Here is a 24147-nt window from a genome sequence, read left to right as displayed (position 1 = left end):
TATTCATTTTCACCCATCATTTTTCGGACTATATGAAAATCCCGGATATTTCACAACAGGTGATTTCTCCTTGCGTAAAGAATCCATTAATTGTGGACCAACGTCTATATTACTCTCCACTATTTCTTTAGGAGTCAATGCCATCCATTGATTTAACGATACATCTTCAAAACGATTACTTCTGAACATCTCTAAAAACCACAATGTTTCGGTACCTGTATTTTGAATATAGTGCCCAGTCGCAAACGGTACATATCCGACATCACCAGCTCTATAATCAAATGTGCGAGCTGAACCATCCCCAAGAAATACAGTCATTCTTCCTTGTCCAGTAAGATAATACTGCCACTCATCATTGTTTGGGTGCCAATGAAGTTCTCTCATTCCACCAGGCTCAACTTCAGCGAGTGCTGCTGCGATTGTTTTTGAAATAGGAAAATTCGTAGAATCTACAATTCGGACACTACCACCAGGGGTCTTAATCGGCTTTTGTTTTAACAGTTCATGTTTAAACGTTAACGGAACTTCTCCTTTTGGTGACTGAACTGTCTGACTCTCAAGCGAACCCGGTATATTCCCTTGATAAATATAAACTTGATCTGAAGGAATGGAGTTAAAAGCACTCTCCGGTACTCCGAAATTAGCTGATAAGACTTCTTTTGGCGTATGTGCAAACCAGTCTGAAATAGCTAAAGTAGATAGATCAGAAAAATGTCCATCATCGAAAACGAGCAGGAATTCACAATGTTCCAATCCTTGAATAGAATGCGGAATACCAGGCGGGAAATACCAAAGATCACCCGGACCAACATCAGCAATAAAATTCCGTCCGTTTTGATCAACAGCAGTTATTCGTGCCCGTCCTAAAAGCATATACGCCCATTCTGCTTCTTTATGCCAATGAAGTTCACGTACTCCTCCGGCCGTTAAGCTCATATTTACCCCTGCAATTGTAGTCGAAATCGGAAGTTCTCTAACAGTAATCTCCCGAGACCACCCACCTTGTTTCAAAATCATAGAAGTGTCTGAGAATGAAAATTTCAAGTTAGGAACTAAGCCAGCATCTGTTATAGGCGGAACGAGCATATTCGGATTTTGAATATCCCGCATAATATTACGCGGTCCAGAATCAATCGCACCTGCACCATCGCTACGGATCGGTTGCGGCACATTCCCTCCCGTTTCATTAACAGTACATTTTTTCATCATTACACTCCTTTTTCATCGGATTATTAAGTAAAAGCCTCCATCATAGTGTATGAATTGGGCTTTGGATGGTTACTGTTACTATGAAGTTACATCGAGAGAAAGATCTTCCTATCATTATCGTTTTGTGTTGATAAATCGATATCTCATGTCGAATCGTTGATATATTTCGGAAAGTAAAAAAGTGGATAACAAAATGTCATCCACTATCCTGATTACACCCTTTTTTAGAGTAGCAATATTAGCACTCTCTTTTTAAAATTCCGTATCAAAACCCTTTATATTATTAGCAGGGATAAAAAAAGAATGCCCATTCTATTCAAATAAAACGGCATTCCTTTTTTATAAACAGCATTTAGAAATTATTATTTAAGGTATTTTCCCAAATCATCTAAGTTTCTCGTATGATTTAGAATGATTACATACTCAACTTCAACTTCTGTTACTACCATTTCTAATACTTGATGGATTTCAACATAATCATTTTCATATTCTTTTGCCGAAGCTACAATCTCTTCTAGGGTTCTTACAAATGTTTCAGCACTCCAGTCTTTTGTTGATAACGCCACATAGGTTTGAAAATTTTTTGTATTCATATTAGTTCTTTAAGTACAATGGGAATTGTGTACTTCTTGATGAGTCAGAATGATTGATTATAACCCTATGATGACTTGTTGATGAATCAGAAGTGCTTACATTACCATCGAATTGTTTAGCATAAGTTGTTGTTCTGTTACCCTTGTTATCCGTTTGACTCCACTTATTTTCATAATTATGCATTGTTTCCTCCCTTAACTTCTTCACGTCAACATCTCGACCATACTGAGTTTTACTAGAAGTAGATTTTTCTTTAGGATTATATTTATGTCTATTATAAGCGTGTTCATTAATAAAGCTAGATTTATTTGTTCCACCATTTAATTTATATGGTACCTTTGGACTAGAACCCTTCCCTGGTTTTCCTGGTTTTTTCTTTTTAACTAGAGAATCAACTAGGTTGTCATGTGTAGTGACTTCGCTTACGGAAGTTATATTACCTCTAGCATCTGTTCGAACAGATAAATCAATCGATTCCTCTATACCTTGCGTATTTTTCCAATAAAAAGTTACCTGATTTTCAGTGTTTTTTGTAAATGTATCTTGAATTTGATTTAGTTGATACATATCAATTTTTTCAGATGTAACTTCATCTAAACTAATTTGTTTTGGACTGAAATTTTCTTCAGTAGCGGCGGATACAGCTCCTGTGAATAGTAGGCTTAAACTTAGTGTAGCGGCCGTTGTTAAATTAATAAATTTACTTTTTTTCATAATACACCCCCTAATGATGTTAAAACTATATATTTCGTAATTTATATATAAATTACTCTCTAGTAAAAATCAATTACATTTTCATTTTTATGTTAATCTATTTGATTATCTAAAAAAATACATATGCATAAGAAAACCAAGGTACATATAAAAACAGGCCATAATATAGATTTTTTTCTATACTATGGCCTTCTTCTGTTTCCATTCGCATATGCACATTGGCTTTTTGTGATAGCTAACAGCATCCATTTGGTCTTTCCTCTACTAAATCAAATGCTTTTAAAACGATCCCATAATTCTTCAATATCACTACTTCGTAATTGATTTAAATTCACTATAAACAATGAACTTAGGGTGTCTTTTCTATTTATTCATACATTGCAATCAAATCGTTTTGTTCATTTCTCAACTTATACTAGTATGGATAGCGCCTGGGAAGATAATGAAGAAATTAAATTAAAACTAACTAAAAAACTCTGTAAAATTTATTACAGAGTTTTTTGCCAATTATTTATTGTTTTGCATACCGAATACGAACATTATCGTCCATATGATAAATTTGTAATGTGTTTCCATCATAGTTTTGTAATTTATACATCATGCTATCATTTGTTAACTTTACTTCTTGACCGTCTTTAACTGCTTTTGTTACTTTTAAAGATAACTGGAATGATGGAACATCTACCACATATGTTCCTGTTAAGTAGTTATCTTTATTCGGATAAGAACCATTCGCATAGGACTCAAATGTTTTATCACCTTTTAGTACTAACGTAGTTTTGATGCCACTACCGTAATCAATACCCCAGTTACCAATAATCTCAGTACCATCTTTGATGTTCTTCTCCATGTTTCCATAACTAATTCCTAACTCTTCACTTGTACCAACTGTACCTACAAATACCCCCGTTTGAGCTTGGCTTTTATCTGTTTGAGCCTGACTATCAGTAGTTGGGTTTGTCGATGTAGAACTACTTGTTGTACTAGTAGATTTTTCTGTGGCTGTATCACCTTTTATTTCGGATCTTAACTTATCGAATATAGGTTTCCAAATACGTTTTGCTTCCTCTAGTTTTGTATTTGCTTTATTTAAAATTTCCTTATCAGTCTCTAAGCTGAAGCCTTTATCGTTGAATAACTTCTCTATTTCACCGAATGTCTCTCTTAGTTTACCTGTCGCTCTTTCAATCTCTTTTTGGTCTTCTTTATGTTTTGGCGGTGCGGAAATCTTCTCTATCTTATCAAATACTTTATAGATGTCTTTAATACTATCTAATACCTCAGCTTTTGATTTACTTCCATTTCTCAAATCCCTTACAGAAGCATCATAGTAATCAAATCGTCTTAACATATCCTGTTCAATGTCTAATAAATATTGTGCATAATCTTCATCTAAAACTCGAACCTTTTGAACATCTTTACTTTCTTCTTTCGAATTAGTTAATTTTTCTTTCGTTTCAGAAGCCTTAGATTTACTTGTTTCTTCTGTCTTTTCTTCTTTACTTGCCGAATCTTTTACTGTAACACAACCACTTAATAATAAGGCAACTGGAACTGCAGCAGCTATTAGTTTCTTCACTTTCATACCTCATACCCCTTTTAGTCATTTATTCTTAGTTGGTTTTATTAGCGATACTCTTCGCTGCTTCTTCAAACAGTTTTGAACCTTCTTGTGCTTTACTTACTACTCGATGCATTTTACTCTCGTCTTCTTGGTCCAATGCATCAAAGAGAAGTTGGAAACAATCCGCATACAGTTCCATTGACTGCTTTATCTTCGCCTGTTCTCCCTGTAACTCAGGAGGTGCTTGTAGATTCTTCAATTTCGTTGCAGTTGCCTTTGCTCCACCTAAACTCAGTTGTACTTCACTTTTCTTTTGTTTGTATGACTTTACGTCTGAACCTGCTATTCCTTCAATTAATTTCATTGTATCTTCAATTTGAGTAGCACTGTTTATGATATCTGACTTGTACCTTTCAACATCTGAACCAGTTACCTTACCAGTTGAAGAACTGGAAGAAGTTGAGTTGTTTGAAGAAGAACTTGGTTGACTACTTGATGAACTACTGTTTGTACCTTCACCTTTCGCCACAGGTAAGCTATCCTCTTTCTTGCTATCAGTTGACTTACTCTCTTTCTCTACCTTTTGCGCTTCTTCTTTCTTTGGTTCAGCTTTCTTACCATCGGTTTCAATTGTAATACAACCACTCAATAACATAACTGGTAACGCTAAACTTACTAATTTCTTTGCTTTCATGATTCCTAATACCCCTTTATTTGTGAAATTTAGTGCAAACAAGTTAATATACTTAACTAATAAATTCCCCCTGAAAAATTTATCAGAAACTACTATCCATAGATTTCCTGTATATTCATAATTTTTCTATATATATCATTTTACAAAGAATTACATATATGGTCAAAGGTATTTATAGTCTTTAAAGGTAAATTTACTAGATGAAAAGAAAATTTTTATTTTGGTTTTTTATCTCTTCATTCTCTAAAAGTTTCATTTTTAAACCTTTTCATCACAAAGAAAAGAAGCTAACAATAAATTGTTAACTTCTCAGCTTAAAGCAAAATAGTATCTTTCCTTATCTTCTACTATCTAGATTGTGATTTAATATTTGTAAGATGAGCATCAAACATATCAATTATTTCAAGAAATCTATCAGCTTCACGAAAAACATGGTCTGCTAATAATGGATGAATGATACTCTTTATTTTACATTGCTCAATTAAATCACGTGCCGTTTTCTTAAAATCCCGAAGAGATGTAACCGACACACGATTTTGATCTAAAAATTGATCTAAAAGAGGGACTGTTTGGGATTGTGGTTTCATAGATTCTAAGTCAATTGCTTGATACATCAATTCATCAAAATCATTGCTAAAATTCCGGGCTGTATCTACAAGCTTTCTTTCTGATGGATCAAGAAGATGACCGATAAATTTAGCATGGTCTGCCATAATCCTTAAAAAGAAAACATTTTCTTTAATAATAGCATCAGGAAGAGCATCTAATTTACCTTCATTTAATTCAATTAAACGTCTTCTAAAATAATCAGCTTCCCTACTTGTGTGGTCAACTAACAGTGGAAAATTATTTTGTCCTGGCAATTTACATGTGAGAATTAATCCTAGAATTTTTCGTTTAAATCCCCAAATATTAGTTGCGGCTTGTTGTACTTCTGAATTAAATCTTTTTATTTGCCCAGGATCTGTTTCATTTGTATAGGAGTACGCTATTTGTTCGATATGTTCAAACAATCGATAAAATTGATTAGCCTCTTCGATTAGTTGGGTATCCTCGCATCTAAACCCCAATCGAAGAAAAAAAGAATGCTCCTTCATGATTCTAGACCAAAAACGAATTTCATTTAATGAACGTTCAACAAACATTACAGACGTAACACCCGTATCAGGATGTAATGAAGTTTCATCCCTATTCATTCTTAATCCCCCCCAGTAAATACTAAGCTAGTTCCATTCTTATGAGTAAATATATATAAAAATACCATCAATAAAAGTTCATGATGAATCTCGTATATATGTAAAATTAAACTTATATAAGCTTAGCCTGATGGACATGTTCTGCTCCCCTCAAAAGAAAAAAGGCTATCATCTAGATGTAAAATTCCACCAGATGATAGCCTTTCAAAATTTCTATTAAAGTAATACCGAATCTTTATCACTATCCTGATTACGTTTCTCACGCTCTTCCTCTAAACGTTTCATATATACTTCTCCTTCTTTTTCGATAAACTCATTATCCATCTCTTGCTCTTTTTTTGAAGTATATAAAACCATGTAGCCACTTAGTACAATCCCAACAATTACAAGATAAACCCACCATGGTAAAGTTTCCAAATCACTTCATTCCTTTCCTTAGACAAGCCTTATTAGTTTCACTCTATGAGGAAAGAAGTGGATTTATTCTTTAAATTTCACTTTACCCTTGCGGATTCTTCGCAAAAAACGCTTGTACATATTCCATAAACTCTACTGGCTCCTGGCGGAACGGCGCGTGGTATCCTTTTTCAATAATATGAAACGTACTATTTGTAAATAACTGATGATACAGCTCACCATTTTTCCAGGAAACGCTCTTATCGTGCCTACCCCAAATAATTAAAGTCGGCACCTTAATTTTATCGGCTTCCATCGCAATGCGGCGCTCTCTCATTTTCGTAAGCTGATCATAATGCTCTTTATCATCACGACTATTTTTCACTTCATTTTTATTATAATCCTTAATTTCAGTTACAGTTTGTAAGTCCTTCGATAGTGGCGGCATTTCATAACTTTCTTTTTGCTGGAAAGACTCAATCCCTGTAGCATCCGCTAAAATGAGATGGGTAACCGCGTCCGGATATAGGTAAGCTAAATTAAGGGACATCTCTCCCCCCATCGAATGACCAAGTACCGCAAACTGATCGTATCCGAGCTTCTTCATTAGCTTATAATATAAATTCACTTGCGCAGGAAACGAATACTGAAAATCAATCGGCTTAGAAGAACGTCCAAATCCTAAAATATCAACCGCAATAATCGTATGATCTCTCGCTAGTTCCGGATAAATATCACTAAATCCATCAGAAGAACCACCAAACCCGTGAAGCATAAGTAAAGGCGGTTTCCCCACGCCAATTTGCTTAAAATAAATCGTCTGCCCATCAATCTGTGCCATACTCTCTTTCGTATTTATCTTCATCATAACAGTATCTTTCACTTCTCCAACCTTCGCAATCGGCTTATCAACAAAGTTACATACTATTAACAAAACAAGTACAATACCGCTAATCATATAAAACTTAAACCGTTTCAAAATTCCCGTCTCCTTTCTCATGTTGCTATTTAAAGTTTTTACATTTTTTGGTTGTTTTATGATAATTTTAATTGTAACTGCATTGGTTACAATTATATTAAAAAATATTACTCACTGCCCTTACTAACAGTTTCTTTGTAACTATTATAGTTACATATAAAAAGTAAGTCAATTATTTTATCTGCGTTAACGGGCAGTCCGATTAGTGTGAGCTAATAATCAGTGTGAGATGAACCATCAAAGATTGTTTGCTCAGCGCTATTTGGTGCTAGCTTCCTTTGACTTGGTCGGACAATTGGATATCCGAAAGAAGGCTTGTTATCACTATACTTAGTGTCCCTTACTTCTTTTAGTTAATAAAAAACGCAAGCTTCTTTTGATTAGAAGTTTGCGTTTTTTATCGTATACTTTATTTTTCTTCTTCACGAGCCAAATCGATTACAACATCTTTTCCATCAACATCTTTTAATAACACTTTAAAATGATTCACATTATCAAAAGTAGTAACATCAAACGTTTTCACTTTAATTGTTTTCCCATTATCCCCAGCACTTGAGTACCCCTTTAACGTTGACTTATATGTTTTCCCTTTTTCATCCATAAGAATTACACTATCAATTGTTTTTATCTGACGTTTTATTTCTTCATCATCTCCAGAAGAATCACGTTCAAATGTGATATTCGTCCCTGTTGGTAGTACTTCTGCAGACACTATTTTTACAGACTCAGGTTGTTGTTTAGGAACAAAATGAATCTCTTGATTTCCTTTAAACTTCGAGTCTAATTTTATTCCCCCTTGCCACTTCCCTTGAATTTCCTTATTAAGTTGCATACCATTCTGATGCCAAACTTCTATATCTTCTTTTACAGTATTTGATTGAGATTCTGCTTCTGTCCTGTAAGAAACATCTTTATTTTCTAATGGCGCAAACAAAGATATAGAACTAATATTAAAGTTTAGACTATCAATGTTATCAATTGAATTCATAGGATGGAATATTAAATTATAAGTTATTTCTCCCTCTTCTTCACCTGCCTGAATACTCCATTCGCTACCTCCCAACATCTTACTATTTTCATTTGTTAACCCTTCTGTGTATTCCGCCTTCTCTATATATCGTCCTTTATCATCTGTTAAATCGTACTTCATTCTTAAATCTGTCACTTTACTTATTAAACTTTTATCTTCAAATTTCAATTGTAAGGAAACTGCTATTTTAGATTTATCATACAGTACATTTTTAATTTGGATTGTAACCCCATTATCTTTCATCACATTATTCTCATCTACTTTTTGTATATACCCATCATCTGCCGCTTTTTGAACTCCCTGATCTTTCGCAAAAAAGAATTCCTTTACCACAGCTAATGCTGAATCACCATACACGCCAACTCCGACACTTGCTCCAACAATCGTTAACCCTGCTATCATTGCTGCAACTATTTTTTTATGAGAGGATGTTTGTTTTTGTTTCTTACTTTTTCTAATTTCTTCAAAAGCAAGTTCTTTTTTCTTCAAAACACTAGTAGGAATTGTTACAGCATCATTTAATGCTTCTTCTAATTTATGCTCGAATTGTTCATTCATTTTAAATTCCCCCCATTGTTTACATTCTCCCAGTCTTCTTTTAAATAATATTCTTTTAACTGTTGCCTTGCCCTATGTAGTCTTGATTTGATCGTTCCTTCTTTTTCATTTAAAATCTCTGCAATTTCTTTTGTTTTAAATTTATTTACATAATGGAGTACGATTACTAAACGATACTCCACACCTAAATAACTAAGCATATTGTCAAATTCAAGCTCTTGTTCAATATTGTCTTTTACGATTTGGTCCCCCTGTACTTTCCCATAATCATCCACATATAAAACCTTATTTTTTCGTACTATATCATTACATTTATTCATTAATATTTTCGTAATCCATGTTTTAAAATACTCTGGTTCTTTTACCCTTTTTAAATTTGTAAAAGCAGACAAAATTGTTTCCTGTATTGCATCTCCTATATCTTCTTCATTTTTCAAGCGTGCTTTTGCCACCTTATACATTTGTGGCATTAATATATCAATTGCCTCAATAAAGGCTTCCTCATCACCTTTTTGAGCCCGCTTTATGAGCAGCTCCATTTTAAATTCCCCCTTAGAAATTTACCATTTATGTTTTATATAACTATTAGACTGTATATGCCTTAAAATGGTTGCAAGAAATTCCAAATAAAAATAACCTTGGCTCAGTGAATACCCGAACTAAGACTTTAAGTACAATGATGATCCTTATTATATCTCGGCTGTATCTCTTAATAGACTATTTAAAAGTAAAAAAATGCTATTCTTTCGGTATAAACTCAAAAAGAGAAATACTTATAAAACAAAAATAAAAAAACAAGCAGTTCCAGCGATTCACTAGAACTACTTGCTCTTCTACTTACTATCTCTATTTTCACTCTTTAATAAGTTCCTTCGTACTTCTCACTGTATCAATCGGACGAACTAATTTTTCGATTTCTTCACGTTTTGGCTCTAGGAATGGAGGTAAAGATAATTTTTCTCCAAGTGTTTCATATGGCTCATCTCCCATAAAACCAGGGCCATCTGTTGCAAACTCGAATAAAATTTGCGGTGCAACTCTTGCGTATAATGACTCGAAGAAGTGACGATTTACATAACCAGATGACGGAAGTCCAACGCTACCTATTCTCTCAATCCATTCTTCTAATACAGCACGATCTTCTACGCGGAATGCCGCATGGTGCACTGTACCAAAACCTTGTTGTGCTTCAGGAAGAACCGTATTATGTTCTACAATGACAGATGCACCGTTTCCACCTTCGTTCACTTCAAATAAATAGAATTCTCCTTCTTGAGCAATCTCTTTAAATAATAGAACTTTTTCTAACACTTCTTTGAAGAAACTAAAGTTCGCGATACGGATAAATACAGGCCCTAAACCAGTAATTGCGTATTCTAATGGAACTGGCCCGTTTTGCCAAGGTGTACCTGATTCCACCCCTTTATCAAGTTCATCTGAAATTAATTGATAGTGTTGATCATCGAAATCAACGAAAGAAAGAGTTTTCTTACCAAACTGCTCTTTAATTCCTGTATGTTCCACTTCAAGACGATCAAAACGTTTCACCCAATACTCTAGTGCTGCATCAGTTGGAACTCGGAATGAAGTCTTTGAAATTTCATTTGTACCGTGTACTCCTTTTGGAACGCCCGGGAAGTCAAAGAATGTCATATCTGTTCCTGCACTACCTTTATCATCTGCAAAGAATAAATGATACGTTTGAATATCATCTTGGTTTACTGTTTTTTTAACTAAACGCATTCCTAAAACATGAGTGAAAAATTCATAGTTCTTTTCTGCACTACTTGTAATCGCTGTAACGTGGTGTATTCCTTTTAATTGATTCATTTTATATTCCTCCAATGGTTTTAATTTGTATTTAATAGTTTTATTTCTGCTCGCTGGTCAACGAAGCATGTATTTATAAAAGTAATCATTTCATTTTACTAGTCAAGTGATAACTGAAAAAATAATTCGTACGAAAGCAATTTAGAGAACGCTGTGACCTTTCTCATATGACTCATTTCCTTTCGTTACTATCACTTTACAACTCAAGTGATTAAAAAGCAAGTAAATTATCTTGAATTCGAGATATTTTTATATCTCAGTACTAGTTTAGTTAAATTTTATATGTTTTTCGGCGTAATTATTTCCATGTCTACTGATAATAAAATTATTTCACTCGCCAAAATAAATAGCCTACAATCAAAAAACTGATCATAGGCTATTAAAATTCTTTAATAGTTAAATACCCTTACAATAACTTGTAATTTCGGTGAATAATTAATATTAGTAATTCTCTGTTTCATTAAACGATTTATTTTATATATTCCAAAAATCACTATTTATATCACTGTTATATTTATAATCAACCTTTTCTTTACCACATTTTTCGCACTTATAAATATTAGCTGTCCCAATCTGCCCTGTTTTAAAATTTTCACTATCTTGAGTTTTAATAAATTTATAATTGTGTATACATCTAGGTTCTCTTACTTTATCCATCCATTTTCCTAGCATAAAGTAATCACTCTCCTTAAAAGAATATTCCTAATACAACTCTATATTCAGAATACTCTACAAAAGATTTCCAATCAACGAACACGTTCTCTTGCCTCCCTTGCATCACATGATATGCAAAAGAATTGTTTTGTTTAAGATTCGTTTTTTTATTGACAACAGGCTCTCATCCCTTAGCTTTACACGAGCTAATGCAATATAAATTTGCCGTATGATTTACATCTTTTTCTCTCATTATTTCTTTCCTCATCAAAGAATAAATAATGGTTTTTAAAGCTGTTTGCAGCGTCTTTCCTTATCAGGATAATAAAAGATGGTGTGAAAACTTAATTTCACACCATCTTTTCAAACAATTTTATTGTCATGCCACACTTAATGAGGCCATTCTATTTACAATTTTAATTATGGAACGTCGGTTTATAGAACGATCGATTATCAAGAGCAAAGACACGCTCAGTGTATTCACCTGGTTTTGTGCGTCCTAATGCACGGTCCATCATGTTCATTTTTGCATCTAAGTTATCGATGTAATGCAGAATTTCTGCTTCTTTTACTAATGGTGGTTTTGGACTACCCCATTCTGCTTTTCCGTGGTGAGAAAGAACGATGTGCTGAAGGATTAATACTTCTTCTGCATCGATTTGCAGTTCATCTGCTGCTTTACCAATTTCGTTCACCATGATAGAAATGTGGCCTAGTAAATTTCCTTCTAACGTATACGTTGTAGAAATTGGGCCAGATAGTTCGAATACTTTACCAAGGTCGTGTAAAATAACGCCCGCATATAGTAAGTCTTTATCTAACGATGGGTATAGAGCCGAGATAGCTTTCGCTAAATCTAACATCGATACAACGTGATAAGCTAGTCCAGATACGAACTCGTGATGATTTTTCGTCGCTGCTGGATATTCTAAAAATTCGTTTTGGTGCTTATTTAACAAATGTCTTGTCAGACGCTGAATGTTCGGGTTTCTCATTTCAAATATGTATTGCGTAATTTTTTCAACCATATCTTCTTTTTTTATTGGAGCTTTTTCTACAAAGTCCGAGATGTCCGTTACTTCATTCTCATTCGCAACACGAATTTGTTTCACACGTAATTGAATACGTCCTTTGTAGTTTAGAATATCACCAGCTACTTTAACGATTGTTTCCGCTACATATTGTTTCTCAACTTCTGGCGATACATCCCATAGCTTTGCTTCAATATCTCCACTTGGATCTTGTAAGATTACTGTTAAAAATGGTTTCCCATTACTTGCGAGACCTTTTGTCGCTGTTTTAATTAACAAGAAAACATCGACTTGTTCACCAACTTCATATTCTGCAATTTTCTTTTTCATTCGAATTCCTCCACCAAATCAATTACTTTTAGTATAGCATACTACAACTCATTTTCTTTACGCTTACGCGTTAATTTTATAATCTCATTTTCTGTAAAATACGTTAATAAATGCGCATGACATGTAAAGAAGATAACTTGTCTATCTTTCGCAATTTCCTTTATAAGTTCAATCGTTCGATTCGTCCTTACCGCGTCAAAATGTACGAAGCTATCATCAATAATAAATGGATAATCATGCTCAAACGTTTTCGCTAGTGCAAATCGTAACGATAAATATAACTGCTCAGCTGTCGCTTGGCTTAGTTCATGACTGTAAAAACGCACACCATCGTTACGTTCGACAATGAAAGGTTCCGCCTCTGACGGCGAGAATATTTTACTATATCTCCCGCCCGTTAAATAAACGAAATACTCTTCGGATTGTTGTAAAATGCGCGGCAGATGCACTTCATGATAATATTGCTTGGTTTTCGTTAACACCGTCTTTGCGGCCGCATATGCAGCCCATTTTTTCACTTGTTCACGCACTTGCGCTTTTTTCATTTCCCACTCGTGTAGTAAATCACCGTACGTACTACCTTCTTCTAAATTCGCAATTTCTATTCGATGCTTCGCAATACGCTCTGTCAGCTCTTTCTCTTTCGCAATACAGTTTTGCATCGTTACTATTTCTTTCTTTAATTGGTCTTCATATCCTTCAGCCTCATAATTTCCAGCCAATGATAAACTCGTTAAGCGCTGTTCTAAAAGATCAATTTGAGGTAATAAACGTCCCACTTGCTTATCCGCATCTTCACGTTTTTCCGCCAATCTTCCTGCCTCTAAAAACATCTCTTCATCTGTAGAATCCGCGATATGCCATAAGCCATCTCGTTCTACTAGTAGTTGTTTTAATTGCTCTTGCATGAACTCATATTCTTCTTGCCATTCCGCCAGCTTCTCTTTCAGCTGCTTACAAGTTTGTCGCTTCTCTTTCTCATTTTGCATACGACTTTGCGCTTCATACAAATTACTATACTCCGCGCTACCAATAACAGTTTCTAGTTTATGTTCAAAGTGCGAAATCATTTCATATAATGAAGATTTTCGCGTACCTCGCTTCTCTAATTCACGATACAATTGCTGCATTTTTTCAATACGCTCAAACGCCGGTAATATGTGTGCATACGTATAAAATTCTGGGAACAAATAGCGTACTTTATATGCATCTACTTGTTCGCTGGCGCGGAATGTTTCTCTCTCCCATTCCTCATACGATGAAACGACTTTATCATACGCTCGCTCCATTTGCTGTAACTTATATGACTCGCGCTCAAATAGCTTACGAATCTCTTCATCCTTTTCTAACTGATAGCGCACGGACATCGCTTCTTCACTTTGGCGCCCACCAGCACTTTGCTGAAGAGTAAGAAGCTCTTCTTGTAACCCACTTGATGGATCTTTATATAAAACGAGAGCTAAAACAATCCCTACAAAAACAATAACACTAATAAATAAAAGTGGACGGTTATCTTTAAATAAGCTCGTGAATAAAACAAGCGTGTTAATAAGCAGTAACAGAAGACAAACTCTTTGCCATTGCTTTTTCTTTTGCGTAGCCGCTCCTGCTTTTTCCTCATATTTGCGCTTCATTCTCTCTGCGCCCATACCGATAAACGTCGCATCTTGAAATGATTTTTCTTTCTCAACTAACATATTTCGTTCTTCATCCACTAACATTTGTTTCTTGATCTGTCTTATATTTTCTTCTTGTTCTTCTAATTGCTCTTGAGCCGTTTTAAAACGTTCATCTAGCTGCGTTTTTTGCGTTTCTAACTCTCTCGCTTTTTGCACCGTTTGTGTAATCAATTCTTTCGTCGCTAAACTCATATCAAATGAAAGAACTGTCTCTTGTTCAAAAGTAGCACCAATTTGTTGCTGTAGTTCTGCGATTTCTTCTTTTATATTCGCAATACTGCCTGTCATATCACGCATTTCTTGGCGTGCATTTTCATAAGACATATGCTGCATACGGAGTTCTTCTACGTAACTTTCTTTTTGTAAAAATGATTCATCTATTTTTGTGGAATCAATTTCTGATTGCACTGTTTCTATCTTTTTTTGCAGTGAATCTACTTGTACTTGCAGCGGTTCTATCTTTGCCTTTACCGCTTCATAGCGCGCCATTCCGTTTACAGGAAACTGCCCGTTCTCATTTTCTAACACTTTCTCGTGCGCACTCTTTTCAATAACGAGAGGCTCAAGCGCCGCTAATATTTCATAGTCTTGCTTTCGTTTTTCGGCACTCTCTTTTTCCGCACGAACAGAAGCAAGTTTCTCTTCACTTTCTTTTAACTGCTCGATCTGTTTTTCATACGTGCCAATCTTCCCTTGCCACTCTTTCATCTTTTCCTCAATTTTCTTCATCTCTTGCAGCGACACGTTAATTTCTGGCTTACGACCACTCGGCTTAAAGCGCTGATCCATTTCTTTTTCTAACTTTTTATCTAATTGTAATAACGCATCACTTCCGACTGCACTTGCAGAAAATAAGTAATTACCGATATCTGCTTCGCCGAGCTGATGAATATTTTGCAGGCCATGCATATCAAACGAAAAGACTGAATCAAATAAGCTTTCATTCATGCCGCTTAATATATCATTTAAAATATCTTCGCCGCCAGTTTTCCCGTCTTCAAAATAAACGGTCACCTCACCAGATGCCGTCTTTGGCAATCGTTCAATTTTCAAACGGCCGTACTTCTCTGTTTGTACAGTAATCGCACCGCCGTACTTTCCGCCTTCTTTCGGCTCATAACGGCGCTGGCCTCTCGTCGGAAAACCGAATAAAATGCTTTTCATAAATGAGCGAATTGTTGATTTCCCCGCTTCATTTTCACCGTACAACACCGTCAGCAATGAAAGATCCATTTCCACATTTTCTAGTTTTCCATAGCCATAAATATGGAGTTTTTCAATTCTCATTTTTTATCCCTCTCTTGCTGGAATAATTGCTCTAAAATAATATTTTCTGCTTCCTTTTGAATCTCTTTCTTCTCATCTTCCGTAAAAGCTTCAATACTATTACGCGCCACAGGAGATGTCCAAATGGTGCGCAACACTCCGTCCATATTTGTGAAAGCTTCTAACTCCTTTAGCACACTACCGACGAAATGATTTTCTTCTTTCAAACGCTCGATTTCCGCAAAAGAAACCGTCTCATTTTTCCATTTCATCGCATATACGAAGTCTTTTCGCTCTTCTCCCGAAGCTAAAATATGAAAAATCTCTTCCACGCGCTTGTCTTCATGCAAATAAGGAGAAAGTGGCCCCTGCCCTGTAAATACGACAGTTAAAAGCGTACCTTCCTCTTCTCTTCGGCATTCATTCATCGCACTTGACGCGATCGTCATAAGATCATCAACAGTTTCAAGCCCATCGATACTCACTTCTATCTCATCCCATACAACATCCGCCGTATGGAAAAATGAACAATGCGATCCTTGTTTCGTAAGTTCAATAAGGCACGCACCCTTTTCCCCTGTTTCCTTACGATGACGCCCTTGTATATTACCTGGATAAACAATGTAAGGCTCTTCTGATAAAATTTCACGTTTATGTATATGGCCAAGAGCCCAATAATCAAACTGCTTTTCCTTCAGCTCACGAATTTGAAACGGTGCATAGCGATTATGCTCTGCATCCCCTTCCACACTTCCGTGAAGCATTCCAATATGAAAAGGCGCATCACTCATTTTCGTATACTGCGCTGTCATATTATCCGTTACCGCTTGCTGCAAATAACTAAACCCATAAATAGACGCTAACAGCTCACCATTTTTATAAAATGACTTCTCTTCTACATAAGGCTCCGTAAACACATGAACATTTTCCGGAAACTCAATTGCTGCCCAGCTTCCCCCTAAATGATCGTGGTTACCGTGAATAATAAAAACGGGAATATCGTACTGCGAAAGTCTCTTCATTTGCTCACGCACAAACACTTGCGCCCGCAAACTTCTCGTCTCCGCATCATACAAATCCCCCGCTAGTAATACGAAATCAACGCGCTCTTGAATCGCTTTATCAACAATACGTTCGAACGATTCAAACGTACTTTGCTTCATTCTCTCCCAAACAGACTGTGCTACATTCATTTCCATCCCTTTAAACGGACTATCCAAATGCAAATCAGCCGCATGTATAAACTTCACTTGTTTCACAAATAACGATCCTTTCCTTTTCCGTACTTTACTACGAATAGTAAATCTAGTGTCCATAAAACTGCCCCTTTATTTTACCACGCAATGTCACATATTTCTTTGCATATTCTATTGATTTGTGACAAAATAGTTATAAGATTCTGATTTTAATTATTGGAGGGAATTTTCATGGGAGTATACGTTCTAACAGTCTTTGAAAAAGATGGTTCAAAAGCATTAGACGAATCATTCGAGGCGGCAACTGAAAAAGAAGCGAAATCGAAAGGTGAATCCATTTTACACGAAAAAGGATTGTACGAAAAAACACATCGCTGCACATCTTCTGCAGGTAAGCTCGTTTTATTCCAGCGCTAAAAAAAGAAGCGTCATCCGCTTCTTTTTCACTCTACTATATCTTCGTCACACCACGTAAACGCCACATCTAGAATGCGATTACCGATACGTACGCGCTTATTCCATTTTCCTGTTTGGATCTGATGTTGCAATTCCGCTTTCATCTTTTCTGTCCAGTCGTGAATCGTTTCACTACGGTCGTACGGATATACGCTCGGAAACTCTTTCTGCAAAAGATGCAAACTCTCTGCATCAAAATGAAAATGGAAGAAGTAGTTTGCTGTAAGCGATGGTTCTTGCAATTGTAAAAAGTAATCGTCAACTTGCTTTCTATTTCTATAGAAAGTAAAGATATTCACTTTACCGCTCGTAATTTGGTCAATTTGAATTTCGTGCTTCTCTATAATCACGTCTTGCCCACCTCGTTATATACTACCCTTAGTATATATGTCTTTTGCAACAAAGTTAACCATTTTCGCGCGAAATTCATTTCCTTCATTATATTACCCGTACCTCCAAGTACAATCAGGACAAATAAAAAAAGTTGAAGGGGAGCGATCACATGTATTTCGGAAGCAAAGGTTGGTATGTAAAAGAACTTAAAAAATTAGGTATTCGTACTTACGAAGGTAAAAAACTAGAATCTTATCGTACGCATATTTTATCTAGCTTACTTGAGAGAATGAAGAAAGCTTCGGCTTAATAGATGTAGGAAGCAACAAATTGTTGCTTCCTTTTACTTTTATTTAGTAAATAAAAACTGGAATCCTTATAAATTAACAATCTACCTTTACTATTATACTATCTTGATAAAAACCACCTAATATCAACTGAACCTTTATTATCAAATACTCTTCCAGATGATTATTCGTATATATTTTAAATTCTCCATACTCATTAACCCGTCCACTTCCAACAAGCATATCACCGCTCGTTATGACAATTGTTGCATAAGGTTCCGCATGGCCCGATACATAATTATCACCATATTTCACAAAATCTATCGTTATTTTCTCATAAATATTACTAACTGAATCTATACATTTCTTTTCATACAAATTAGCATTTAGTTCTTCGGTCCTCGAAAGCGCTCTATTCCTGCTAACCTTTTCTGAAGAGAAAGCAAAACTCCCCAGCCAACTAAACCTATAAAATGTAGTAAAAGGTAGAAACATCTGTGTTAACTCCCCCATTTCTTATCAACTGCAATCTTTGAATGAATTTACAGCAATACGTTCTATGTTGGGATAAAAGAAAACGTCTGTAATTGTACTGTTCTTAAATCTCTCATACTTTCTGAAGCATAACATAAGGAAGAAATAAAAAAATCGTACAAAAGGGCAAGCCTATAATGTACGATTGGGCATATATAATGTTTTAAAAATGAATTAACTTCCTTTCAATAGATACAGCTACCGCTTCTGACCGTGAATTAACACCTAGTTTATTGTATATATTTGTTAAATGCGCTTTTACCGTTCGCTCAGCTATCCCCATATCAAATGCAATTTCTTTATTCTTATATCCGCGCGCAATAGCTTTCAGCACAAACAATTCTTTATCTGTTAAGTTATTTTCTTCACCCTTATCAGCATGTACTTCTTTCCTTTTATACTTCACTATCTTTTCCATAATATTTGGTTGTAGTAAAATCTCACCTCGAATAGCCGCTTCCAACGTTCGAAACAAATTCTCACGATCCGTATCTTTTAGCAAATATCCTTTTGCTCCTAACTCAATTCCCTTTAACATTAATTCATCTTCGTTATAAGTAGTTAATATAATAATCGGCGTATGATTTTGTTTTTTATTTAAAGCCTCAATTGTTTCTAAACCACTCATTTTAGGCATATTTAAATCCATTAAAATGACATCAGGTTTCTTTTTTTCTATGAAAGAAAGGGCTTCTTCTCCGTTTGCAGCCTCACCTATAATTTGAAATAAATCACTCGTTTCTATTATTAATTTCAGACCTTCTCTTACAACGAAATGGTCATCTACAATTAATACGTTATGCTTCATGGCTATCTCCTTCTTTATTTATAGGCACTTGAATATACACTTTCGTACCTTTCATCTTTTCACTCAATATATGTATTTCTCCCTTAATCAATCGAACACGCTCATTTAAGCCAATTAAACCATAGTGTCCAGGATTCTTACCGATATATCCAGTGTCAAAACCAATTCCATTATCCTCAACTTCAATAGTAAGCTTTTCAAGGTCATCGATATATTCAACTTTTAAATTTACATCTGTTGCCTGTGAATGTTTTGCGATATTCGTTAAACATTCACTAATTACATATAAACAGTGCTCCTTTACTAAGCTTGAAATATGTGGAGGGCTTTGAATAGTAAATCTCACATGTATAGACGTAGCCTCAGAAAAACGTTGGACCTCTTCCTCTACTGCTTCATTAAATGAATTGGTAGTATGACGCAAATCATCAATAACCAACCTTGCATCATGTAAAGTTTGTCTCGCTCTTACCATAGTTTGTTTCATAATCTCTTGAGATCGTCCTGTATTCCCTTTTTGCATATGAGCATCTATCGCTTCCAATTGCATAATTAAGCTTGCTAAACCTTGCGCTAACGTATCATGTAAATCTCTTGCCATACGCTGCCTTTCATTAGCTAATGTCAATTCTTCCACTCTCATATATGCAGACTCTAACTCTTGAATATAGCTCTGTATACGATTACGTGCATCAAATTGCTGCTTATTAATATAAGAAAAAGGAATAATAATTGCTAACACTAAAAGAAACATAGAGATAAGAATAGCTAATTTATTCACACCATAATTGATACTAATTGCAGCACAAAATATTGCATACATAAGAGTAAAAACTGCCATTACTTTAAATATATTGTTATAAACATATAAGCTTTGGGCGATTAAAATAGGAGTTAATCCAACAAAAATCGCTATCGAAGCATTTGTTGCAATAAATGCAGCCAAAAACACAATGAAAAGTTGTACAAAAAAGAAGTACAACAATTGCCTATTTTTTAATGAACTCGCATACCAATGAAAAATAGTATGAATAGCAATGACTATTGTAAAGAAAAAACTATCCATAGAGAAAATATTATTACGAAATTCTAAAAGTATTGAAGCTATATATACGAGTGTAATCCATAAAATAATAAACCTTCTTGGAATAAATACCACTTCCAATACATTTGTATCCAAATCTATATTTAAACTTATTTTTTTCATATCTGACCTCCACCATTACATTATACAAGATGCAACTTACATTTTGATAAAGTGAAGGCTTTTACATACAGCCCGACTCCCACAAATAGCGGGATAAGTCACTTATTCCTCTTCATCCTCATTACCAAATACAAATATGAATTATTGTATATCAAAATGCATTGATGTTTATGTAAGATTATTATTCAGCAATTATCTATAAGAATTCTCACACAAATGATCTGTACATCAAAAACAAATTGATACACAGATCATTTGTGTGAGAAAGTGAGAAAACTTCAAACGAGAATTATGTACCCTAGCAGAACAATAATGATACATCTATCTCAAGTTGGAAAAAGACGCTCACAAGGGCGTCTTTTTTTATATTACTATATACCTAATAGCTTGTTCAAAAAATCGATTCTACAATCCATACAATGCTACATAATTAATGTATATTTTAAAAGTTTGCACAATCAAAATCTCCTCAAAGTATAAACGACGACTTTCTGTTCCCTTTTATTAGTGCTAATGAAATAATCATTTAAACTGAAAATGCTATAATTAACCCAATCATACTAAGGGGGAACAATTATTTTGCACGGTAAATACATTCAATTTCATGAGTTTGGTAACCCAAAAAATGTATTACAAGTTGAATATAAAAATATAGAACTATTAAAAGATAATGAAGTTTTAGTTCGTATGCTAGTTAGACCGATCAATCCATCTGACTTAATTCCAGTAACCGGAGCTTATGCACATAGAATCCCTTTACCTAACATACCTGGTTATGAAGGTGTTGGTATTGTAGAAAATGTAGGTGCAGATGTTTCTAGAGACCTTATCGGTAAACGTGTTTTACCTTTACGCGGAGAAGGTACTTGGCAAGAATATGTGAAAACAGCAGCTGACTTTGTGGTCCCTATTCCCGACTCCATTGATGATTTCACAGCGGCACAAATGTACATTAATCCCCTGACGGCGTGGGTCACATGCACAGAAACTCTAAACTTAAAACAAAATGACATTTTATTAGTAAATGCTTGTGGATCCGCTATTGGCCATCTATTTGCACAGTTATCACAAATTTTAAACTTCCGATTAATTGCCGTTACAAGAAATAATAAGCATACAGAAGAGTTACTGCGCCTTGGTGCCGAATATGTAATCGATACTTCTACTGCCCCGCTTTATGAAACCGTTATGGAATTAACAAACGGGATCGGTGCAGATGCTGCGATTGATTCTATCGGGGGACCGGATGGAAATGAATTAGCTTTTTCCTTACGTCCAAACGGGCACTTTTTAACGATTGGTCTTCTATCAGGTGTACAAGTTAACTGGGCAGAGATTGTCACGAAAGCAAAAGTGCACGCTAACATATTTCATTTACGACATTGGAATACAGACGTGTCATCGTATAAATGGCAAGAAACGTTTCGTCATCTAATTCGCTTAGTAGAAAATAAACAATTACGTTTTATGACGGTACATTCTACGTATGACTTAGCGGATGTGAAAACAGCGGTTGATGTTGTGCAGTCTGCTGAAAAAACGAAAGGGAAAGTGTTTTTGACGAGTTATTAACTACAATTGAAGAAGTCTTTTTGATTGACCTTTTAAATAGACTAGATGGTACGTTTAGGAGTACCCATTTGTAATTATCTGGTATAATTCTTTTGAAAGGTGAAAGGAGATTCTAACATGTGGTTAATTACGGTAATTGCGCCTGTTGTAATAGTCGGAGGAATCGTATTATATGTAATTGATAGAATGAAACATAAATATAATCAAGGAACCCTAGGTAAGAAGCACTCAAAAGGCGCTCAACAGTTATTAGATAGTTTAATACCAATGGGAATGCTTTTTGGTTTTTCTATCGGGTTAATTGTCGGCATATTTTCCCCGGACTTTTTAATGTTTACAGTTAGTTTAGGGGCTGGAATAGGCTATTTATTTGGATTTTTTGCTTATGAAATTTATAGCAAGACAGGAAACAATTATTCATAATCCAAAAACAAACGCACTTGCAGAATAAGCGAAGACAAAAGAATCCCCTCAAAGCATAAGCTTCGAGGGGTGAGCCTGTTTTTTTATTTAATTATATACGTACAGCTGTACCACTTACAGCAACCATTAACATTCCATCACGAACAACTTCATAATCTACGTCAATACCAACGATAGCGTTAGCACCTTTTTGTTTTGCAAGTTCTTTCATTTCATCCATCGCGATATCACGAGCTTCTTTTAGCTTGCTTTCATAAGAACCAGCACGGCCACCGACAACATCACGAACTGAAGCAAATAAATCACGAACAATATTTGCACCCATAATAGCTTCACCATTTACAATATCAATATACTCAATAATTTCTTTACCTTGGATTCCAGACGTTGTTGTTACAATCATGACTGACACTCTCCTAATAACTTATAGTTTTTTGATTAGCTTCCTTATGTCTTTATTATGACATGGAAAAAGTATCTAATCTATTGAATTACCTTACATGAATGTGACAATTTTGTAAGAGTGAAATATTATTCTACCTTTTCCTTACAATAACTACCTAAATTAACAGAAAATTGTTATAATTAAACTAGAGGAGGGGATAAAATGAAAAAAATCACTTACATATGTGCTCTAAGTGTTCTATCTTTCACTTTAATAGGTTGTACAAGCACTTCTACTACAAATAATACTCCAAAAACTAAGCAGGAAAACACGAAAAATGCCATTCAATTAAACTCTGCAGACATTACCAACATTGAGATGCTTAGAACAACAAGTAATACTAGTTCCAAATCTCAAACAGATAACGAGGAAATGATACAATCAATCGCTTCAGCAGTCCAAAACGGAACACCGAAAACAATCACACTAGATCAAAAAAAGAAACAATCTGCGCATTCTACTATAACCGTTTCCTATAAAGATGACTCAAAAGAAGAATTTCTTGTTTGGGTTGATAATAAGGAGCAAATTACGATCGCTAAAGATGAGAAGAAAGATAAAGTAGAAGCTGTGACATTGAACATTGAAGGCGCTAAGATAATGAAGGATTTTTTTAAAAATGATAAAACGTAAAAGGATCCCCATCAACTTAAGGATTCAAAATTAGCACAAAATTTTGTTCAGAAACACTATAAAATTTCAGCCTAATAGGTCAGTGGCGAGACCGTATATTATTAAACTTAAAATGTTTCAAATCGAAGGAAGACACCTTATAAGGTGTCTTTTCTTTATTTTCAAAAGGACCTGCTCCATTCATAAATGCATAAAGTAAATTGAATCCGTTAAAACACATGAGTGAACCATTGTTTTCCCCCCCCTATCTAAAGGAGGAACTGTTATGGGCTTTGGTGGTAGTTGTGGCGTCTGTGGCTTCACTGGAGGATTTGCTTTATTAGTTGTATTGTTTATTTTATTAATCATCGTTGGAGCTGCTTGCTTCTGCTAAAAAACTATCAGAAAAGACACTCATGTGGTCTTATCCCTGTCAAGTAGACAATATTAAAAAGACTAAGCAGCCATCGAGATTCGATATTCTATCGGAGCTCGGTGGTTGAGTCGTTTTTGGAACCGTTTATAGTTATAAAAATAAATATACTCTTCA

Annotated in this window: 27 protein-coding genes; 6 read left to right on the top strand and 21 right to left on the bottom strand. The window is 35.0% G+C overall.

Features of this window, described 5'->3' with window-relative positions; all coding sequences use genetic code 11:
• Positions 1-9: 9 nt before the first annotated feature.
• The 15 genes from BWGOE10_RS05015 to BWGOE10_RS04945 all read right to left on the bottom strand — a co-directional run bounded on the left by BWGOE10_RS05015 (position 10) and on the right by BWGOE10_RS04945 (position 16983).
• The gene (locus tag BWGOE10_RS05015) at positions 10-1206 is read right to left on the bottom strand and encodes an oxalate decarboxylase family bicupin (RefSeq protein ID WP_070141162.1); all 1197 of its coding nucleotides are present in this window, start codon (positions 1204-1206) and stop codon (positions 10-12) included.
• A 365-nt stretch (positions 1207-1571) separates the two neighbouring features.
• Positions 1572-1802 carry a hypothetical protein gene (locus BWGOE10_RS05010; protein WP_070141161.1) on the bottom strand — a complete coding sequence of 77 codons (231 nt, stop codon included), beginning with the start codon at positions 1800-1802 and terminating at the stop codon, positions 1572-1574.
• A 1-nt stretch (position 1803) separates the two neighbouring features.
• Positions 1804-2517, bottom strand: a complete 714-nt coding sequence (locus BWGOE10_RS05005) for a hypothetical protein (protein WP_070141160.1) — start codon at positions 2515-2517, stop codon at positions 1804-1806.
• 511 nt (positions 2518-3028) lie between these two features.
• Positions 3029-4102: a DUF3994 domain-containing protein gene (locus tag BWGOE10_RS05000; RefSeq protein ID WP_070141159.1), complete on the bottom strand. Its 1074-nt coding sequence runs from the start codon at positions 4100-4102 to the stop codon at positions 3029-3031.
• A 28-nt stretch (positions 4103-4130) separates the two neighbouring features.
• Positions 4131-4775 (bottom strand): DUF7018 domain-containing (lipo)protein, encoded by a 645-nt coding sequence (locus BWGOE10_RS04995; RefSeq protein WP_070141427.1) that lies wholly within the window; start codon positions 4773-4775, stop codon positions 4131-4133.
• A gap of 347 nt (positions 4776-5122) precedes the next feature.
• Positions 5123-5971: a DUF2935 domain-containing protein gene (locus tag BWGOE10_RS04990; RefSeq protein WP_001078040.1), complete on the bottom strand. Its 849-nt coding sequence runs from the start codon at positions 5969-5971 to the stop codon at positions 5123-5125.
• Positions 5972-6187: 216 nt separating this feature from the next.
• Positions 6188-6388, bottom strand: coding sequence for a sporulation YhaL family protein (locus BWGOE10_RS04985; protein WP_000449229.1), 201 nt, complete (start codon positions 6386-6388; stop codon positions 6188-6190).
• 82 nt (positions 6389-6470) lie between these two features.
• Positions 6471-7346 carry an alpha/beta fold hydrolase gene (locus BWGOE10_RS04980; RefSeq protein WP_070141158.1) on the bottom strand — a complete coding sequence of 292 codons (876 nt, stop codon included), beginning with the start codon at positions 7344-7346 and terminating at the stop codon, positions 6471-6473.
• Between the two features lie 409 nt (positions 7347-7755).
• Positions 7756-8934, bottom strand: coding sequence for a DUF4179 domain-containing protein (locus BWGOE10_RS04975; protein WP_070141157.1), 1179 nt, complete (start codon positions 8932-8934; stop codon positions 7756-7758).
• Positions 8931-9473 (bottom strand): RNA polymerase sigma factor, encoded by a 543-nt coding sequence (locus BWGOE10_RS04970; RefSeq protein ID WP_070141156.1) that lies wholly within the window; start codon positions 9471-9473, stop codon positions 8931-8933. Before BWGOE10_RS04970 ends, BWGOE10_RS04975 begins: the two co-directional genes overlap by 4 nt.
• Positions 9474-9786: 313 nt before the next feature.
• On the bottom strand, positions 9787-10764 hold the full coding sequence (locus BWGOE10_RS04965) for a ring-cleaving dioxygenase (RefSeq protein WP_070141155.1): 978 nt from the start codon (positions 10762-10764) through the stop codon (positions 9787-9789).
• Positions 10765-11238: 474 nt separating this feature from the next.
• Positions 11239-11436 (bottom strand): hypothetical protein, encoded by a 198-nt coding sequence (locus BWGOE10_RS04960; RefSeq protein ID WP_002150116.1) that lies wholly within the window; start codon positions 11434-11436, stop codon positions 11239-11241.
• Positions 11437-11834: 398 nt separating this feature from the next.
• Positions 11835-12779, bottom strand: coding sequence for a 3'-5' exoribonuclease YhaM (gene yhaM, locus BWGOE10_RS04955; protein ID WP_002150118.1), 945 nt, complete (start codon positions 12777-12779; stop codon positions 11835-11837).
• Between the two features lie 41 nt (positions 12780-12820).
• Positions 12821-15745, bottom strand: coding sequence for an ATP-binding protein (locus tag BWGOE10_RS04950; protein ID WP_070141154.1), 2925 nt, complete (start codon positions 15743-15745; stop codon positions 12821-12823).
• Complete coding sequence (locus BWGOE10_RS04945; protein ID WP_070141426.1) at positions 15742-16983, bottom strand: metallophosphoesterase family protein; 1242 nt, start codon at positions 16981-16983, stop codon at positions 15742-15744. Before BWGOE10_RS04945 ends, BWGOE10_RS04950 begins: the two co-directional genes overlap by 4 nt.
• A 168-nt stretch (positions 16984-17151) precedes the next feature.
• On the opposite strand from BWGOE10_RS04945, the gene BWGOE10_RS04940 reads away from it, so the two are divergent.
• Positions 17152-17337 carry a YhzD family protein gene (locus tag BWGOE10_RS04940; RefSeq protein WP_070141153.1) on the top strand — a complete coding sequence of 62 codons (186 nt, stop codon included), beginning with the start codon at positions 17152-17154 and terminating at the stop codon, positions 17335-17337.
• 26 nt (positions 17338-17363) lie between these two features.
• Here BWGOE10_RS04940 and BWGOE10_RS04935 read toward each other — a convergent pair whose 3' ends face one another.
• Positions 17364-17726: a hypothetical protein gene (locus tag BWGOE10_RS04935; RefSeq protein ID WP_070141152.1), complete on the bottom strand. Its 363-nt coding sequence runs from the start codon at positions 17724-17726 to the stop codon at positions 17364-17366.
• Positions 17727-17878: 152 nt separating this feature from the next.
• Here BWGOE10_RS04935 and BWGOE10_RS04930 point away from each other — a divergent pair, with 152 nt between their 5' ends.
• On the top strand, positions 17879-18019 hold the full coding sequence (locus BWGOE10_RS04930; RefSeq protein WP_000273535.1) for a YflJ family protein: 141 nt from the start codon (positions 17879-17881) through the stop codon (positions 18017-18019).
• A gap of 73 nt (positions 18020-18092) precedes the next feature.
• Here BWGOE10_RS04930 and BWGOE10_RS04925 read toward each other — a convergent pair whose 3' ends face one another.
• The 3 genes from BWGOE10_RS04925 to BWGOE10_RS04915 all read right to left on the bottom strand — a co-directional run bounded on the left by BWGOE10_RS04925 (position 18093) and on the right by BWGOE10_RS04915 (position 20545).
• Positions 18093-18491 carry an Ig-like domain-containing protein gene (locus tag BWGOE10_RS04925; RefSeq protein ID WP_070141151.1) on the bottom strand — a complete coding sequence of 133 codons (399 nt, stop codon included), beginning with the start codon at positions 18489-18491 and terminating at the stop codon, positions 18093-18095.
• Positions 18492-18693: 202 nt separating this feature from the next.
• Positions 18694-19338: a response regulator gene (locus BWGOE10_RS04920; RefSeq protein WP_070141150.1), complete on the bottom strand. Its 645-nt coding sequence runs from the start codon at positions 19336-19338 to the stop codon at positions 18694-18696.
• Positions 19328-20545: a sensor histidine kinase gene (locus BWGOE10_RS04915; protein WP_070141149.1), complete on the bottom strand. Its 1218-nt coding sequence runs from the start codon at positions 20543-20545 to the stop codon at positions 19328-19330. The genes BWGOE10_RS04920 and BWGOE10_RS04915 overlap by 11 nt, the downstream gene beginning before the upstream one ends.
• A 576-nt stretch (positions 20546-21121) precedes the next feature.
• On the opposite strand from BWGOE10_RS04915, the gene BWGOE10_RS04910 reads away from it, so the two are divergent.
• Both BWGOE10_RS04910 and BWGOE10_RS04905 read left to right on the top strand, forming a co-directional pair.
• A complete protein-coding gene (locus tag BWGOE10_RS04910) occupies positions 21122-22117 on the top strand; it encodes a zinc-dependent alcohol dehydrogenase family protein (RefSeq protein ID WP_070141148.1) in 996 nt (331 codons plus the stop codon).
• Between the two features lie 117 nt (positions 22118-22234).
• On the top strand, positions 22235-22540 hold the full coding sequence (locus BWGOE10_RS04905) for a hypothetical protein (RefSeq protein WP_070141147.1): 306 nt from the start codon (positions 22235-22237) through the stop codon (positions 22538-22540).
• Positions 22541-22631: 91 nt separating this feature from the next.
• Here the strand turns inward: BWGOE10_RS04905 and BWGOE10_RS04900 are convergent, their stop codons facing one another.
• Entirely contained in the window at positions 22632-22943 is a 312-nt protein-coding gene (locus BWGOE10_RS04900; RefSeq protein ID WP_000637510.1) for a heavy metal-binding domain-containing protein, read from the bottom strand.
• A 204-nt stretch (positions 22944-23147) separates the two neighbouring features.
• On the opposite strand from BWGOE10_RS04900, the gene BWGOE10_RS04895 reads away from it, so the two are divergent.
• Together BWGOE10_RS04895 and BWGOE10_RS29555 are read left to right on the top strand one after the other, a co-directional pair.
• Positions 23148-23618 carry a hypothetical protein gene (locus tag BWGOE10_RS04895; protein WP_070141146.1) on the top strand — a complete coding sequence of 157 codons (471 nt, stop codon included), beginning with the start codon at positions 23148-23150 and terminating at the stop codon, positions 23616-23618.
• A 265-nt stretch (positions 23619-23883) separates the two neighbouring features.
• Complete coding sequence (locus BWGOE10_RS29555) at positions 23884-23991, top strand: YjcZ family sporulation protein (RefSeq protein ID WP_081338080.1); 108 nt, start codon at positions 23884-23886, stop codon at positions 23989-23991.
• A gap of 62 nt (positions 23992-24053) precedes the next feature.
• Here BWGOE10_RS29555 and BWGOE10_RS33915 read toward each other — a convergent pair whose 3' ends face one another.
• Positions 24054-24137, bottom strand: a complete 84-nt coding sequence (locus BWGOE10_RS33915) for a hypothetical protein (protein WP_354267861.1) — start codon at positions 24135-24137, stop codon at positions 24054-24056.
• Positions 24138-24147 lie beyond the last annotated feature (10 nt).

The organism is Bacillus mycoides (genome assembly GCF_001757995.1).
GTDB lineage: Bacteria > Bacillota > Bacilli > Bacillales > Bacillaceae_G > Bacillus_A > Bacillus_A mycoides_B.
This window is presented reverse-complemented; position numbering and strand designations above follow the sequence as displayed.